Annotated in this window: 14 protein-coding genes, 1 tRNA gene and 1 pseudogene; 9 read left to right on the plus strand and 7 right to left on the minus strand. The window is 77.1% G+C overall.

Annotation, left to right across the window (positions count from 1 at the left end; all coding sequences use genetic code 11):
- Nucleotides 1–23: 23 nt before the first annotated feature.
- The 4 genes from GTQ99_RS09670 to GTQ99_RS09685 all read left to right on the plus strand — a co-directional run bounded on the left by GTQ99_RS09670 (nt 24) and on the right by GTQ99_RS09685 (nt 3,493).
- Complete coding sequence (locus GTQ99_RS09670) at nt 24–863, plus strand: hypothetical protein (RefSeq protein ID WP_166615529.1); 840 nt, start codon at nt 24–26, stop codon at nt 861–863.
- 94 nt (nt 864–957) lie between these two features.
- Nucleotides 958–1,590, plus strand: a complete 633-nt coding sequence (locus GTQ99_RS09675; RefSeq protein ID WP_166615530.1) for a sulfite exporter TauE/SafE family protein — start codon at nt 958–960, stop codon at nt 1,588–1,590.
- Nucleotides 1,587–2,054, plus strand: coding sequence for a hypothetical protein (locus GTQ99_RS09680; RefSeq protein ID WP_166615531.1), 468 nt, complete (start codon nt 1,587–1,589; stop codon nt 2,052–2,054). The genes GTQ99_RS09675 and GTQ99_RS09680 overlap by 4 nt, the downstream gene beginning before the upstream one ends.
- Nucleotides 2,051–3,493 (plus strand): LGFP repeat-containing protein, encoded by a 1,443-nt coding sequence (locus GTQ99_RS09685; protein WP_338074877.1) that lies wholly within the window; start codon nt 2,051–2,053, stop codon nt 3,491–3,493. The genes GTQ99_RS09680 and GTQ99_RS09685 overlap by 4 nt, the downstream gene beginning before the upstream one ends.
- Before the next feature lie 60 nt (nt 3,494–3,553).
- On the opposite strand, the gene GTQ99_RS09690 is transcribed toward GTQ99_RS09685, so the two are convergent.
- Nucleotides 3,554–4,702 carry a helix-turn-helix domain-containing protein gene (locus tag GTQ99_RS09690; protein ID WP_166615532.1) on the minus strand — a complete coding sequence of 383 codons (1,149 nt, stop codon included), beginning with the start codon at nt 4,700–4,702 and terminating at the stop codon, nt 3,554–3,556.
- An 89-nt stretch (nt 4,703–4,791) separates the two neighbouring features.
- On the opposite strand from GTQ99_RS09690, the gene GTQ99_RS09695 reads away from it, so the two are divergent.
- From GTQ99_RS09695 to GTQ99_RS24340, 4 genes are all read left to right on the plus strand, one after another.
- Nucleotides 4,792–5,712, plus strand: a complete 921-nt coding sequence (locus tag GTQ99_RS09695; RefSeq protein ID WP_166615533.1) for a proline dehydrogenase family protein — start codon at nt 4,792–4,794, stop codon at nt 5,710–5,712.
- Between the two features lie 44 nt (nt 5,713–5,756).
- Entirely contained in the window at nt 5,757–7,391 is a 1,635-nt protein-coding gene (gene pruA / locus GTQ99_RS09700) for an L-glutamate gamma-semialdehyde dehydrogenase (RefSeq protein ID WP_166615534.1), read from the plus strand.
- Between the two features lie 82 nt (nt 7,392–7,473).
- The gene (locus tag GTQ99_RS09705; protein ID WP_166615535.1) at nt 7,474–7,938 is read left to right on the plus strand and encodes a phage holin family protein; all 465 of its coding nucleotides are present in this window, start codon (nt 7,474–7,476) and stop codon (nt 7,936–7,938) included.
- A complete protein-coding gene (locus GTQ99_RS24340) occupies nt 7,935–8,318 on the plus strand; it encodes a DUF3618 domain-containing protein (RefSeq protein WP_205707144.1) in 384 nt (127 codons plus the stop codon). Before GTQ99_RS09705 ends, GTQ99_RS24340 begins: the two co-directional genes overlap by 4 nt.
- An 82-nt stretch (nt 8,319–8,400) precedes the next feature.
- Here the strand turns inward: GTQ99_RS24340 and GTQ99_RS09715 are convergent, their stop codons facing one another.
- A complete protein-coding gene (locus GTQ99_RS09715; protein ID WP_166615536.1) occupies nt 8,401–9,441 on the minus strand; it encodes an Atu2307/SP_0267 family LLM class monooxygenase in 1,041 nt (346 codons plus the stop codon).
- Between the two features lie 315 nt (nt 9,442–9,756).
- Here GTQ99_RS09715 and GTQ99_RS27525 point away from each other — a divergent pair.
- Nucleotides 9,757–11,604, plus strand: a pseudogene (locus tag GTQ99_RS27525) (SpoIIE family protein phosphatase); the annotation flags it as partial.
- A gap of 45 nt (nt 11,605–11,649) precedes the next feature.
- On the opposite strand, the gene GTQ99_RS09730 reads toward GTQ99_RS27525, so the two are convergent.
- The 5 genes from GTQ99_RS09730 to GTQ99_RS09750 form a co-directional block, all read right to left on the minus strand.
- A tRNA-Gly gene (locus tag GTQ99_RS09730) sits at nt 11,650–11,722 on the minus strand.
- A gap of 16 nt (nt 11,723–11,738) precedes the next feature.
- Nucleotides 11,739–12,158, minus strand: coding sequence for a hypothetical protein (locus GTQ99_RS09735; RefSeq protein ID WP_166615537.1), 420 nt, complete (start codon nt 12,156–12,158; stop codon nt 11,739–11,741).
- Nucleotides 12,155–12,982, minus strand: coding sequence for a PrsW family intramembrane metalloprotease (locus GTQ99_RS09740; protein ID WP_166615538.1), 828 nt, complete (start codon nt 12,980–12,982; stop codon nt 12,155–12,157). Before GTQ99_RS09740 ends, GTQ99_RS09735 begins: the two co-directional genes overlap by 4 nt.
- A gap of 66 nt (nt 12,983–13,048) precedes the next feature.
- Nucleotides 13,049–13,576, minus strand: a complete 528-nt coding sequence (locus GTQ99_RS09745) for an FBP domain-containing protein (protein ID WP_338074878.1) — start codon at nt 13,574–13,576, stop codon at nt 13,049–13,051.
- 43 nt (nt 13,577–13,619) lie between these two features.
- Nucleotides 13,620–15,486: putative bifunctional diguanylate cyclase/phosphodiesterase (locus GTQ99_RS09750; RefSeq protein WP_166615539.1), on the minus strand; the 1,867-nt coding region annotated here is incomplete at its 5' end.

The raw sequence follows: 15,486 nt of genomic DNA on the forward strand, positions 1-15,486 counted from the left end.
GCCCTCGCCCCCCGGAGCGCCCCGTGAGCACCACCGTGCTGACCGTGCTGGTCTGCGGTCTCCTCCTCGCCGTCGTCCTGCTCGCGCTGCTCGTGGCGGGGCTGCTGCGCAGCCACGCGGAGATCCTGCGCTCGCTGCACGAGCTGGGCGCCGGGCGCGAGGACACCGCCCCCGGCACCCCCGCCAGCGGGCTCGGCGCACCGTTCGAGGTGGGCCGCGGCGTGGTCGGCCCGGCGGGCCTGACGGGCGCCGGCGCCCCCGACGTCGCCGGCACGACGCCCGCCGGGGACAGCGTCCAGGTGGCCGTCACCGCCTCCGGCCAGGACACCCTCGTCGCCTTCCTCTCCAGCGGGTGCCTGACCTGCCACGGCATCTGGGAGCGGCTGCGCGCGGGCGGCGACCTCGGGCTGCCCCCGGCCACCCGCCTGGTCGTCGTCACGCAGGGCGCCGAGCGCGAGAGCGCCAGCGCCGTCGCGCGGCTGGCCGCCGACGACCTGCTCGTCGTGATGTCGACGAGCACCTGGGAGGGCTACGAGGTCCCCGGCTCCCCGTACTTCGCCCTCGTCGACGGCACCACCGGGCGGGTGGCGGGCGAGGGCAGCGCGACCGGCTGGGAGCAGGTGCAGCGGCTGGTCGGCGAGGCCGTCGGCGACCGGGAGCTGTCCCGGCGCGCGCACGCCCGCGACCACGACCACGCGCGCTCCCGGCTGCCGCTGCTCGCCGCGGGCGGCTCCTCCGGCGCGCACCGCGAGGCGCGCGCCGACGCCGAGCTGCTGGCCGCGGGCATCGCGCCGGGCCACCCGAGCCTGGAGGTGACGGCCGAGGAGCTCTCGGCCGCCGACGCCCCCCACCGGCACGGCTGAGCGCGTGCAGCCGACGGACTGGGCCCTGGTCGCCGGGGTCCCCGCGGCGGCCGCGGCGGCGCTGCGGGCCCTGTGGTCGCCTTGAGGCGAGTCGATGCTCTCCAGCATCACCCCGCTCGGTGAGCGGGGCCGCGCCGCCCGCTGGTCGGTCACGACCGGTGCCCACCTCCTCGGCTCCGCCCTCGGCGGCACCGCCGCCGGTCTCCTGCTGGGCCTGGCCGGGGACCTGCTGCCGCTGGAGCGGCCGCCCGCCGCGCTCGCCGCGGCCCTGGTGCTGGCGCTGTGCGCCCTCGTGGCCCTCGCCGTCGAGCTGGGCCGGCTGCCGGCGCTGCCGACGTGGCACCGCCAGGTCGACGAGGACTGGCTGCACCGCTACCGCGGCTGGGTCTACGGCTTCGGCTACGGCGCCCAGCTCGGCGTGGGCGTGGTGACGATCGTGACCTCGCCGCTGACCCACCTGGCCCTGCTGCTGGCCCTGCTCACCGGCGACCCGGCCGGCGGGGCGCTGGTGGGCGCCACCTTCGGGCTGGTGCGCGCGCTGCCGCTGCTGGCCGTGCGCGGGGTCACGACGCCGCAGCGGCTGGGCGCCGCGCACCGGCGCCTGGAGGCGCTGGCCCCGGCGGGCCGGCGGGGCGCCGCCGCGACCGCCGCGGCCGTGGCGCTGGGCGCGCTCGCGCTGGGGACCGCGCTCGCGGGAGCGCTCGTCGGGACGGAGGGGTGGCTGTGAGGTTGCAGGCGCACGGGGTGGGGCTGGAGGCGCCACCGGGCTGGGACGTGCGGATCACCCGCCGCGCGCCGGAGGGCCACGACCCGGGCTCGCGCCGGCGCCCCGTGCTGCACGCGGCCACGGTGGCGCTGCCGGAGGTGCGCGGGGACTTCGGCGGCGGGGTCACCGCGAGCCTGGGCGCGGGGGACCTGTTCGTCGCGCTCTTCGAGCACGAGCCCGAGGCGTGCGCGACGGCGCTGTTCGCCGACCGCGGCTTCCCCGTCCCGACCGCCGCGGACTTCCAGCCCGCGCAGCTGCAGCGCACGATCCCCGGCCAGTCGGGCCGGCAGTGGTTCTTCCAGGTCGGCGGGCGCGCGTTCTGCCTCTACGTGGTGCTCGGCAGCCACGCCCGCCGCGCCGAGCTCGTCAACCGCCTCGCACCCGTCCTGGCCACCCTCGCCGTCGACCCCGGGAGCCCGTCGTGAGCCTGCTCGACACCCTCGTCACCAGGGCCTCCGGCGCCCTGGAGCGGCGCACCAGCCGGCGCGGGTTCCTGGCGCGCTCGGCCGTCGTGGGCTCGGCCCTGGCGGTGGCGCCGGTCGGCTACGTCCTCAAGCCGCAGAGCGCCTACGCCGCGGTCTGCGGCATCGACGCGGCGTGCACCTCGGGGTACACGGTCTTCTGCGCGACGATCAACGGCGGGGTCAACAGGTGCCCGCCGGGCAGCCTCGTCGGCGGCTGGTGGAAGTCCGACGGGTCCGGCTACTGCTGCGGCGGCGCGCGCTACTACGTCGACTGCCACAGCTACTGCTCGTGCGGGTGCGGCGGCCGGGCCACCTTCTGCGGCGAGGGCTGCCGCGACTGCTCCTGCGGGTGCGGGCCGGCCGGCCAGTGCGACAGGCGGCGGGTGTGCTGCAACGAGTTCCGCTACGGGCAGTGCACCCAGGACGTGCGCTGCACCGGCCCGGTGTGGTGCCGGGTGGTCACGTGCACGCCGCCGTGGCGGATCCCCGCCTGGGACTGCTCGACGACCTCGGCCACCGACCAGCGCACGGGCTCGCACTCCGCGCCCGCCCTGGAGGACTGCACGCCCGTCGGCCGCCACCACACCGCCCTCGGCGGCCCGGGCGGCGTCCTCGGCGAGGCCCGCACCCCGGAGCTGAGCACGCCGGCGCGCGACGGGCGCTACCAGCACTTCGACGCCGGCTCGATCTACACCTCCGCCGCCTCCGGCACCCACGAGGTGCACGGGCTGATCCGCGACGCCTGGGCGCGCACCGGCTGGGAGGCGGGGGTCCTGGGCTACCCGGTCACCGACGAGACCGCCACGCCCGACGGGCGCGGCCGCTTCAACCACTTCCAGCGCGGCTCGATCCACTGGAGCCCCGAGACCGGCGCCCACGAGGTGCACGGCGCCATCCGCGAGACCTGGCGCGCCCTCGGCTGGGAGGCGGGGCTGTGCGGCTACCCGGTCACCGACGAGCTGGCGACCCCGGACGGGCGGGGGCGCTACAACCACTTCGCGGGCACGGGCGGCTCGTCGATCTACTGGACCGAGCGCACCGGCGCGCACGCCGTCCACGGCGAGCTGCGCGACGCCTGGGAGCGCCTGGGCTGGGAGGCGGGCCCGCTGGGCTACCCGACGACCGACGAGCTGGTCACCCCGGACGGGCGGGGCCGCTGCAACCACTTCGAGGGCAGCGGCGGCTCGTCGGTGTACTGGAGCCCGGGCACCGGCGCGCACGCCGTGCTCGGCGCGGTGCGCCAGGCGTGGGCGGCCAGCGGCTGGGAGGCGGGCCCGCTGGGCTACCCCACCGGCGGCGAGCGCCCGGACGGGCCGGACCGGGTGCGCCAGCGCTTCCAGCGCGGCGAGGCGCTCCTGACCCCCTCCACCGGCCGGGTCACCCTCACCCCCACGCCGTGACCTGTGGACCACGCGTGATCTTCCACGGTGCACCGTGGAAGATCACGCATCGTCCACAGGTCACGAGGCGTCCGCGGGAGGACCGGGAGGACCGGAGGGGCCCGGCGCCCCCAGCACCAGCGCCAGGTGCAGCGCCAGCCGGTCGGCGCCGGAGTCCAGGTCGTAGCCGCTGACCTCCTGCACGCGCCGCAGCCGGTGGTAGAGCGTCTGGCGGTGGACGGACAGCGCCGCCGCGGTGCGCTGGGCGCTGCCGGCCAGGTCCAGGTAGGTGCGGGCGGTCCGCACCAGCTCGGGGTCGGCGGCCAGCAGCCGCCGGGCCCGCTCGTCGCGCACCACCTCCGCGAGGGCGGCGGGCCCGGCGAGGGCGTGCAGGCGCAGCGCGCCCAGGCGCTCCCAGTCGCGCACCCCGGCCCCGCCGGCGCGCAGCGCGGCGTCGGCCTGCCGCCAGCCGGTGTGGGCCTCGAGCGCGGCCACCGGCGCGGAGACCCCGGCCGCGACCCCACCGGGGTGCTGGGGGGCCAGCGCGGCCGCGGCCCGCTCGGCGACGTCGGTGCCCGCCAGCGGCGTCGGCACGACGAGCGCGGCGCGGCGCCCGACGGCGGCGGTGAGCACGGCGCGCGGCAGCAGCCACGCGTTGACCGCCCCGGCCGGGCCGCCGCCCACCGGGGCCAGCGCCACCACCCGCACCGGGGCCGTCAGCAGCCCGTCGCGGTGCAGCTCCTCCGCGGCGCGGGCGCGGGCGCCGGTGTCGGCCGACAGCAGCTCGCCGACCGCCCACGTCGTGCGGTCGGCGGCGCGCGCCCGGGTGGCCAGGGTCGCCGCGACGAGGTCGAGGACGTCGTGGGCGCGCTCCAGCTGCTCGGCGCGCACCCGCCCGTGCGGGTCCAGCAGCCACACGTAGCCGTAGGTGACCTGCCGCCAGCGCACCGGCAGGCACCAGCGGGCCAGCCGCCCGGCCGCCGGGTCGCCGGGGACGCGCAGCGGCCCGGTGGCGCGGGCGATGCCGAAGCCGGCGAAGAGCCGCTGCACGGCCGGGTCGGAGCGCCGGCGCAGGATCGAGGAGCGGCGCACCTCGTCGATGACGTCGTCGTGGCCGGAGGAGGCCACCAGGTGCAGGTCGCGGTCCTCCAGCGTCGCCGGGGCCCCCGTGAGGTCGGCGACGGTGTCGACGAGGTCCTGCAGCTCCGCGGGACCGGTGGGCGAGCTCACCGGCCCATCATCCACCTGGACGACGGGCCGGGGGGAAGACGTGACGTCCGTCCATCGCGCGCGGCCACGCGCGGTCCTAGCGTCGAAGCGTGTTCGGACAACTCCTGCTCGGCGTCGCCGGCACCCCCGGCGTGCGCTCGCTCGTGACCGGCAGCGGCCTCAGCCGCCCCGTCGTGGAGCGCTTCGTCGCCGGCGACGACGTCGAGGCCGCGGTGCGCGCCGCGCGCGCCCTGGCCGACGACGGCATCGCCGTCACCCTCGACCGCCTCGGCGAGGACGTCACCGACGAGGCCCAGGCCGACGCCACCGTCGCCGGCTACCGCGAGCTCGTCGACCGGCTGGCCGCCGAGGGCCTCGCCGAGGGCGGCGAGGTCTCGGTGAAGCTGTCCGCGCTGGGCCAGGCCCTGGGCCCGGCCGGGCCGCGGCGGGCCACCGAGCGCGCCCGCGACCTCGTCGCGCACGCCACCGCCGCGGGCGTCGACGTCACCGTCGACATGGAGGACCACACCCGCGTCGAGGACACCCTGGCGAGCGTGCGCGCGCTGCGCGCCGACTTCCCGCGCCTGGGCTGCGTGCTGCAGTCGATGCTCTTCCGCACCGCGGGCGACGCGCGCGAGCTGGCCGTCCCCGGCTCCCGGGTGCGGCTGGTCAAGGGCGCCTACGCCGAGCCCGCCGAGGTCGCCGCCCCGGCCAAGGCCGACGTCGACAAGGCGTACGTGCGCTGCCTGCGCACGCTGCTCGACGGCGGCGCCCACCCGATGATCGCCACCCACGACCTGCGGATCGTGCGCATCGCCGAGGAGCTCGTCGCCGGCCGCGACCGCGCCTCCTACGAGTTCCAGATGCTCTACGGGATCCGGGTGCCCGAGCAGCGGCGGCTGGCCGCCGCCGGGCACGCCGTGCGCGTGTACGTGCCCTACGGCACCGACTGGTACGGCTACTTCTCCCGCCGCCTCGCCGAGCGCCCGGCCAACCTCGCCTTCTTCGCCCGCTCCCTCGTCACCCGCTGACGCCCCGTCGTCCGCCGACGCCCCAGACCCCCGGAGGAACCCCCGTGCAGTCCGTGACCGAGGTCCCCGTCCCGCGCAACGAGCCCGTCCACGGCTACGCGCCGGGCAGCGCGGAGCGCAAGCTGCTCACCGACGCCCTCGCCGAGCAGGCGGCGAACCCGGTGGAGCTCACCCAGACGATCGGCGGCGTGCAGTCGCTCGGCGGCGGCGAGCGCGTCGACGTCGTCCAGCCGCACCGGCACGCCGCTGTGCTGGGCACCTTCGCGAGCGCCACCCGCGCCGACGCGCAGGCGGCCGTCGAGGCCGCCACGGCCGCCGCCCCCGGGTGGGCGGCGATGGACTACGACGAGCGCGCCGCGGTGTTCCTGCGCGCGGCGGACCTGCTCGCCGGGCCCTGGCGCGAGCGCATCGCCGCCGCCACGATGCTCGGGCAGTCCAAGAGCGCCCAGCAGGCGGAGATCGACGCGCCCTGCGAGCTGGTGGACTTCTGGCGCTTCAACGTCGCCTTCGGCCGCCGCCTCATCGCCGAGCAGCCGGTCAGCTCGCCGGGGGTGTGGAACCGCCTGGACCACCGCCCGCTGGAGGGCTTCGTCTACGCGGTCACCCCGTTCAACTTCACCGCCATCGCGGCGAACCTGCCGACCGCGCCGGCCCTCATGGGCAACACCGTGGTGTGGAAGCCGTCGCCCACCCAGACGCTGTCGGCCTGGTGGACGATGCGCCTGCTGGAGGCCGCGGGCCTGCCGCCCGGCGTGGTCAACATGCTGCCCGGCGACGGGCGGGCCGTCTCCGAGGTCGTGCTCGCCGACCCGCGGCTGGCCGGGATCCACTTCACCGGCTCCACCGCCACCTTCCAGCACCTGTGGCGCACGGTGGGGGAGAACGTCGCCGGCTACCGCACCTACCCGCGCCTGGTGGGGGAGACCGGCGGCAAGGACTTCGTCCTGGCCCACCCCTCGGCCGACCCGGACGTGCTGTCGACGGCGATGCTGCTGGGCGCCTTCGAGTACCAGGGGCAGAAGTGCTCGGCGGCCTCGCGCGCCTTCGTGCCGCGCTCGGTGTGGGAGCGGATGGGCGAGCGCTTCCTGGCCGACGTCGACGCGCTGCGCTTCGGCGACGTCACCGACCTGTCGAACTTCGGCGGCGCCGTCATCGACGCCCGCTCCTTCGCGAGGAACGCGGCGGCGATCGAGCGCGCCCGCGCCGCCGACGGGGTCCGGGTGGCGGCCGGCGGCACCGTCGACGACTCCGAGGGCTGGTTCGTGCGCCCGACGGTGCTGCTGGGCGAGGACCCGACGGACGACGCCTTCTGCACCGAGTACTTCGGGCCGATCCTCGCCGTCCACGTCTACGACGACGCGCGCCCCGGCGCCTGGGAGCAGGCGCTGCGCACCGTGGAGTCCGGCTCCCCCTACGGGCTGACCGGCGCCGTGCTCGCCACCGACCGCCGGGCCGTGGCGCAGGCCCAGCGCGAGCTGCGCTTCGCCGCGGGCAACTTCTACGTCAACGACAAGCCGACCGGCGCGGTCGTCGGCCAGCAGCCGTTCGGCGGCTCGCGCGCCTCGGGCACCAACGACAAGGCCGGCTCGATCCTCAACCTGCAGCGCTGGACGAGCCCGCGCTCGATCAAGGAGAACCTCCTGCCGCCGACCGGGCACGAGTACCCGCACATGCGCTGAGCGAGGGGGCACCGCGCGCCGCCGGGGGGTGCGCGGTGATCTCGGGGTGTCGTCCGGCCCGCGCCGGGGTACACCTGGAGGCATGAGCCAACCGACGGGATCCACGAGGGTGGACGACCTCAGCGTGTCCACGGGACCGGGGCCGGTCACGACCCCGGCCCGCGGCGACGAGAGCGTCGGTCAGCTGGTCAGCCAGCTCACCGAGACGGTCTCCCACCTCGTCCGCGACGAGGTGCAGCTGGCCAAGATGGACCTGGCCGAGAAGGGCAAGAAGGCCGGCATCGGGATCGGCATGTTCTCCGCCGCCGGGCTGCTGGCCTTCTTCGGCTTCGGCGCCCTGGTCACCACGGCGATCCTCGCGCTCTCGCTCGCCGTCGACGCCTGGCTGGCCGCCCTCATCGTGGGCGTCCTGCTCATCGCGGTGGCGGTCGTGGTCGGGCTGCTGGGCAAGAAGGAGGTCCAGCAGGTCGGCTCGCCGGTGCCGGAGGCGGCCGTCGACAGCGTCAAGCAGGACGTGGCCGCGGCCAAGGAGGGGTTCCACCGGTGAGCGAGACCCAGAGGGGCGCCAACGGCGTGCCCACCGACCGCGCCGCGCTCGAGCGCGACATCGAGGTCACCCGCGACCGCCTGGCCGCGACGGCCGACGCGCTCGCCGCCAAGGCCGACGTGAAGGCGCAGGCGCAGGCGAAGGTCGACGACGTCAAGGCCCAGGCCCAGCACAAGGTCGAGGACGTCAAGGCCCAGGCGCTGCACAAGGTCGACGAGCTGCGCGGGCACGCCACCTCCACGGTGCACACCGCGGGCACGAAGGTGCAGGGCGTCTCGGCGAGCGCGCCGGGCTCGGCCAAGCAGCAGAGCGGGGTGCTGCTGGGCGCGATCGTGGCGGCCACCGCCGTCGCCGTCTGGCTGGTCCTGCGCCGGCGCTGAGCCGGGAACCGGACCGGGAGTCGACCGGAGCCCGGCGGCCGGGGGCAGCGCCCCGCCGCCGGGCTCCGTCGCGCCCGGGCCCTCAGTCGCCGAGCTCCTTGCGCACCAGCGGCGCGACCTCGGTGCCCAGCAGCTCCACGGCCGCCATGACGTCGGCGTGCGGCATCGTGCCGGCGCTCAGGTGCAGCATGAAGCGGTCGATGCCCAGCTGCTCGTGCTGGAAGAGGATCTTCTCGGCGACCTCCTGCGGGGAGCCGACGAGCAGGGCGCCGCGGCGGCTGCGGGCCGCCTCGTAGCTGGTGCGCGAGAAGTGGTTCCAGCCGCGCTCGCGGCCCAGGCCGTTCATGACGGCCTGGTAGGGGCGGAAGTGGACCTCCTCGGCGCGCCGGGTGCTCTCCGCGACGAAGCCGTGCGAGTGGGTCGCCACCCGCAGCGTCGCGGGGTCGTGCCCGGCGCGGCGGCCCGCCTCGCGGTACAGCTCGGCCAGCGGGGCGAACTGCTCGGGCATCCCGCCGATGATGGCCAGCGCCAGCGGCAGCCCGAGGGTGCCGGCGCGCACGACGGACTGCGGGTTGCCGCCGACGGCGACCCACACCGGCAGCCGCTGCTGCACCGGGCGCGGGTAGACGCCCAGCCCGGGGATCGCCGGGCGGTGCTTGCCGCCCGCCCACTGCACGCGCTCGGGGTCCTCCCGGATCGCCAGCAGCAGCTCCAGCTTCTCGGCGAACAGCTCGTCGTAGTCGCCGAGGTCGTAGCCGAAGAGCGGGAAGCTCTCGATGAAGGAGCCGCGGCCGGCCATGACCTCGGCGCGCCCGCCGGAGAGCCCGTCGAGGGTGGCGAACTGCTGGAAGACCCGCACGGGGTCGTCGGAGCTGAGGACGGTGACGGCGCTGGAGAGGCGGATGCGCGAGGTGCGGGTGGCGGCGGCCGCGAGCACGACGGCGGGGGCGGAGGCGGCGTAGTCGGGGCGGTGGTGCTCGCCGAGGGCGTAGACGTCCAGGCCCACCCGGTCGGCCAGCTCGATCTCCTCGACGACCTCGCGCAGCCGCTCGGCGTGGCTGATCGTCGCGCCGCTCGCCGGGTCCGGCGTCGTCTCCGCGAACGCGCTGATGCCGATCTCCACGGTGTCCCCCTCGTTGCTTGAAGTTTCAATCAGCACGGTAACGCACGGGGGCCGCCGCGTCATCCCCCGCCCGCGCACGGCGGGAGGGCCGGGCCCGCCGGGCGCCGGTAGGTTCGACGCCGTGGTGAGCGCGACGTGGTGAGCAGGCTGCCGTTCGGCGGCGCGGCGCAGCTGCGCGCCGCCTACGAGGCCGTGGACTGGGCGGCCACCCCGCTCGGGGACCCGGCCGGCTGGAGCCCGGCGCTGCGCCGGTCGCTGGAGGTCGCGCTCGGCACCCGCTTCGCCGCGCTGGTGTGCTGGGGCCCGGAGCTCGTCATGGTCTACAACACCGCGTACGCCGCGCTCATCGGCGACAAGCACCCCGCCGCGCTGGGCCGGCCGGTGCGCGAGGTCTTCCCCGAGGCCTGGGACGACATCAGCGTGCTGTTCGACACGGCGCTGGCCGGTGCGGCGACCTGGTCGGTGGACATGCCGCTGCTGCTGGACCGCCGCGGCTTCCCCGAGGAGAGCTTCCACACCTTCTCCTACTCGCCGCTGCGCGAGGACGACGGCCGCGTCGCGGGCGTCATGGACATCACCGTGGAGACCACCCGGCAGGTGCAGGACCACCGCCGCCTGGAGCTGCTCACCCGGCTCGGCGACCTCGCCAGCGAGCTGCAGCCGCCGCTGGAGCTGGCCCAGCGCGCGCTCGACGTGCTCGGCACCGCCCCCCTGGACCTGCCCGACGTCGACCTGCAGCTGCCGGGCGCGCCGCGGCGGCTGCCCGAGCCGCCCGAGCCGCTGCGCGCCCGCCAGGTGCTCGTGCGCGAGGGGGAGGACGGGGCGCCGACCGCGTGGGTGCGCATCCCCGCCGCCCTCGGCGGCGACTCCCCGGGCGTGCTGGCCGCCCGCCTGTCGCCCACCATCGCCGTCGACGCCGCCTACCGCGACTTCGTGCGCCTGGTCGCCGCCACCGTCGGCGACGCCCTGTCCGCGGCCGCCTCCTACGAGGCCGAGCGCCGCCGCGCCGACCTGCAGCAGCGCCAGGCCCAGCGCCTGGCCCGGCTCGTCGCCGTCACCCGCGCCATGTCGCAGGTGGAGCAGGAGGCCGACGTGCTGCGCGTGCTCGAGGACGGCGGCGCGACGCTGCTGGAGGCCGACGGCGTCGCGCTGGGCCTGCTGGACGCCGACGAGGGCGGCCGCCTGGTGGTCCTCGGCGACGAGCTCGACCCCGCCGCGCAGGTGCTGGGCCGGGCGCTCGGCGGCACCCCCGTCGTCGCGGCGGCCGACGGGCGCACCACGGCCGCGTGGCCGCTGCGGCTGGCCGCCGACCGCGCCGTCGGCGCCCTCGGGCTGTCGTGGCGCGGCGAGCGGGAGGTGCCGGCCGAGGACGTCGACCTGGTGACCGCGCTGGCCGCCTCCACCGCCCAGGCCGTGGACCGGGTGCGGGCGCTGCGCGCCGAGCGCACGGCCGCCGACGCCGTCCGCAGCCTCGCCGAGACGCTGCAGCGCAGCCTGCTCACCTCCGCGCCCCACCCGGACCACCTGGAGATCGCCGCGCGCTACCTGCCGGCCGCCGAGCACGCCCAGGTCGGCGGTGACTGGCACGACGCCTTCCTCACCGCCGGCGGCACCACCTGCCTGGTCATCGGCGACGTCACCGGCCACGACCAGGACGCCGCCGCCGCGATGGGGCAGGTGCGCAACCTGCTGCGCGGCATCGGCTACTCGCTGGAGGTCTCGCCCGCCGCCGCGCTGGCGGCCCTGGACCGCGCCATGCGCGACCTCGGCGTCGGGGCGCTGGCCACCGGCGTCCTGGCCACCATCGAGCCCCTGGAGGGCACGCGGGACTGGCGGCTGCGCTGGTCCAACGCCGGCCACCCGCCGCCGCTGGTCGTCTCCCCCGACGGCTCCGTGGAGCTGCTGCGCACCAGCCCCGACCTGCTGCTGGGCCTGGACGCCGACCAGCCGCGCGCCGACCACGTCCACGGCCTGCCCGCGGGCGCCACGGTGCTGCTCTACACCGACGGCCTCGTGGAGCGGCGCGGCGCCTCGATCGACGAGGGGCTGGCGTGGCTGGCGCAGAGCGCCGCGGCCTTCGCGGACATGACCCCGGAGGAGGCGTGCGACGCGGCGCTGGCGGTGGTGGCCGGGCACGCGGAGGACGACGTCGCGGTGCTGGCGGTGCGGGTGCGGCCGGCACCCCTCGAGGAGGGGGCCGGCCGGGAGAGCGGACGACGAGACTCGAACTCGCGACCCTCACCTTGGCAAGGTGATGCGCTACCAACTGCGCTACGTCCGCACGAAGCTCCGCCAACCTACACCAGCGCCGGCCCCGGGTCGGCGTAGCCCCCGTCCGCCAGCCCCGCCCAGCGCTCGAAGACGTTGCGGTGCGGCAGGTTCCGCGTCACCAGCGCGTTCAGCCCGTACAGCGCCAGGAACGGCACCGTGCCCAGCAGCGCGTACTGGTCGGCGTGGCGCACCTCGTGCCGGCGGCGGCGCTCGCCGCCCAGCTCCCCGAAGAGCCACACGTTGCCGACTGTCGTGCCTCCCCGCCCGTAGGTGCCGCGCGGCATCCCGGCGGCCTCCACGAACAGGTCCGCACCGACGGTGATCCGGGCGCCGTTCAGCCGCGCCCAGCCCAGCGCCAGCGCGCTCGCCGGCAGGTTGCGCCAGGCGCGGTACAGCTCCCAGGCCCGCCGCGGTGCGCTCACCGGTGCGCTCACCGGTGCGCTCACCGGTGCACCGCCTCCACCGGCCGGCCCCCCTCCACCGGCTGCAGGGAGCGGCCGGTGTGCGCGCGGTGGGTCAGCACGAGCAGCAGCGCGAGGCTGACGAGCACGACGACCACGTGCACCGACAGCCGCTGCGAGACGTCCCACAGCGTGTGCAGCACCACCGCCAGCGCGTACGCGCCGACGACCCCGGCGAACGCCCGCCCGCGCCGGCGCGCCGTGGGCACCCGCCACAGCGCGGCCACCACGAACGCCGTCCAGGCCAGGTGGCCGGCCGGCGAGAGCAGCCCGCGCAGCAGCAGCGTCTGGCCGACGGCGTCGACGCTGCCGGCCGACAGCAGCGCCTGGAAGCCGTAGCCCATCGTCTCCAGCACCGCGAAGCCGGTGCCGGCGGCGATGCCCACGACGATGCCGCCGCGCGGGTCGCGCGGGCGGGTGAGCACCAGCAGCACCAGCGGGACGATGAGCTTGGCGGCCTCCTCGATGACGCCGACGAGCAGGATCGACAGCGGGCCCAGCTGCACCATCGAGCGGTACTCCCACAGGCCCGCGGCGACCGTGCCGACGACCCCGCCGCCGATGGCCGCGGTGGCCACCAGCCAGCCGCGCACGGGCACGTCGCGCCCGCCGAGGTCGGCAAAGGTCAGCACCGCCAGCGGCACCGTGATGGAGCCGATGAGCAGCAGCGAGGGGAAGAAGTTGAGGTTGCGGGTGCTCACCATGACGTCGAGGACGACGACGTAGGCGATCACCCCCGCGGCGAGGACGCCGACCCAGGACAGGCGCCGGGCAAGGGAGGGCCGCCCGGCGGCGAGCTGCTTCTGCATGCCCCCCAGCTACCCGCACCCGCCGGGCTCGAACCCCCGGGGCCCGGGACGGGCCCACCGGCCGCCTCAGGCGGTGGCGAGCACCCGCTGCGCGAAGGCGACCGCCCGCTCGTGCAGCGCCCGGGCGCGCTCGGCGATGCTCAGCCCGGGCTCGGGGCGCAGGGTGGGGGTGGGGCGCAGGACCCGCACGTTGTCCGCGCAGGCGAGGTCGCTGCACGCGTGGGTGCCGACGGCCTCCCGCCGGCGCCCGGGCTCCCCGGCCCGCGCGGCCACGAACAGCGACACCTCGCCGGGCGCGCGGGTGGTGCCGCACAGGTCGCACACGGCGGTGGTGCGCGCACCGCCGCCGGGCGCGGCGCGCAGCGCCAGGCCGACGACGGCCTCGCCGAGCGGCACGAGCAGCCAGCCGCGCTCGGCGGAGCGGGGGTCGCGCCAGCCGACCACCTCGTGGACGGGGTCGCTGCCGCGCACCCAGGCCGGCACGCGCATGCGGTGCGCCTCGCCCCTGGTGCAGTTGGTCATGCAGGACCGGATGGCGTCGTCGCTGACGGAACCCGCGCTCAGGCCGGCCGGTGCGGTGCTCGTGGTGGGCACGTCGTCGTCTCCTCGTGAAGGACCCACGGGAGCGTACGCCGACTCAGGGCACGGTCTCGAACGGGCGGCTGCGCTCGAAGGCGTCGGCGCAGCCGAGCACGGCCCCGGCCAGCGCCTGCGCCGGCACCGGCCGGGCGAACCAGAACCCCTGCGCGGTGTCGCAGCCGGTGGCCTGCAGCGCGCGCACCTGCCCGGGCTCCTCCACGCCCTCGGCGACGACGCCGAGCCCGAAGCTGCGCGCGGCGCCCACGACCAGGCGCACCAGCTCCACCGTGCGCGGGTCGTCGGAGGCGACGAAGCTGCGGTCGACCTTCAGCACGTCCACGGGCACCCGGGCCAGCTGGCCGAAGGAGGTGTACCCGGTGCCGAAGTCGTCGATGGCCACCCGCACGCCCACGGCGCGCAGCTCCTCCAGCCGGGCCCAGGCGACGCGGTCCTCCACCATGACGGTCTCGGTGATCTCCAGCGTCAGCCGGTCGGGGGCGATGCCGGCGCCCGCCAGCGCCTCGCGCACGTCGTCCAGCAGGCGCGGGGAGCGCAGGTGGCGCCCGGAGACGTTGACGGCCACCCGCAGCCCCGCGCACGGCCCGCCCTCGCGGTCGAAGGCGACCAGCTGGGCCAGCGAGGTGCGCAGGGCCCAGCGGCCGAGGTCGCAGATCAGGTCCGAGCTCTCGGCGACGGGGATGAAGCGGCCCGGGGGCACCAGGCCCTCGCCGGGCCGCTGCCAGCGCACCAGCGCCTCGACGCTGCGGACCCGGCCCGTGGCCAGGTCGGTGACGGGCTGGTAGTGCAGGACGAGCTCGTCGGCGGCCAGCGCGTGCCGCAGGCCCTCCTCGAGCGCGGCCCGCTCGGCCAGCGCCCGGCGCAGCTCGTCGTCGTAGACCTCCACGCGCCCGCGGCCGGCGCCCTTGGCGCGGTAGGCGGCGGTGTGCGCCTCCTGCAGCAGCCGGTCGGCGTCGACCGCCTCCACCCCCCCGCCGGGGCGGCTGACGGCGATGCCGACGCTGGCGCCGGTGCGGGCCTCGCACTCGCCCCGCGCGCCGCCGTGCCCGCCGACGGCGATGGGCGCGGAGACGGTCTCGATGAGCTGGCGGCCGAGGTCGACCAGGCCCTCGACGTCGGTGACGGGCTCGACGACGACGACGAACTCGTCGCCGCCGAGGCGGGCGACGACGTCGACGGCGCGCACCCGCTCGCGCAGGCGCTGCGCCACGGTCCGCAGCACGTCGTCGCCGGCGCCGTGGCCGAGGGTGTCGTTGACGGCCTTGAACTGGTCGAGGTCGATGAACAGCAGCCCGACGCGGTCGCCGGTGCGGGCCGTGCGGCGCAGCGCGCGGTCGGTCCGGGCCAGGGCCTCGGCCCGGTTGGGCAGCGCGGTCAGCGCGTCGTGGGAGGCCTGGTGCGCCAGGTCCTCCTGCAGCCGCTCGCGCTCGTGGACGGCGGTGATGATCTGCTGGACGGAGGCGTGCACGACGGCGCCGAGGGGGCCGCCCAGCGGCCGGCGCACGATCTCGGCGTCCAGCGCCCCGTCGGCGACGGCCTGCGCCTGGGCCTGCACCGTGCGCAGGCTGGTGACGGCGGCGTCCAGGCCGCGGGCCACGGTGCGCGCCTCCAGCGGTCCCTCGACGCGCACGTCGACGAGGTCGCCGAGGCTGATGGCGCGGGCGGCGGCGGCCAGGCGGGCCAGCGGGCCGGCGATCGAGCGGCTGACGCCGAGCACGCCGCCGAGGGAGAGCACCAGCAGCAGCGCCGTGAGGCCGCCGTAGCGCAGCAGCTCGCGGCGGGCCTGCTCGCGGACGGCCTCGGCGGCCTCGACGGCCTGCGCGGCGGCGGTGTCCAGCACGGCGCGCAGCGCGTCGTCGCGCCCGACGACGGCGCGGCTGAGCCGCAGCAGCGTCGCCGACGTCGGG

Origin of the sequence: Kineococcus vitellinus (assembly GCF_009906315.1) — a bacterium.
Lineage (GTDB): Bacteria > Actinomycetota > Actinomycetes > Actinomycetales > Kineococcaceae > Kineococcus > Kineococcus vitellinus.

Coding starts and splice junctions, on each gene's coding strand:
- GTQ99_RS09740 (WP_166615538.1), bottom strand. CDS start 12,982: ATGCAGAAGCAGCTCGCCGCCGGGCGGCCCTCCCTTGCCCGGCGCCTG.
- GTQ99_RS09675 (WP_166615530.1), top strand. CDS start 958: ATGCTCTCCAGCATCACCCCGCTCGGTGAGCGGGGCCGCGCCGCCCGC.
- GTQ99_RS09705 (WP_166615535.1), top strand. CDS start 7,474: ATGAGCCAACCGACGGGATCCACGAGGGTGGACGACCTCAGCGTGTCC.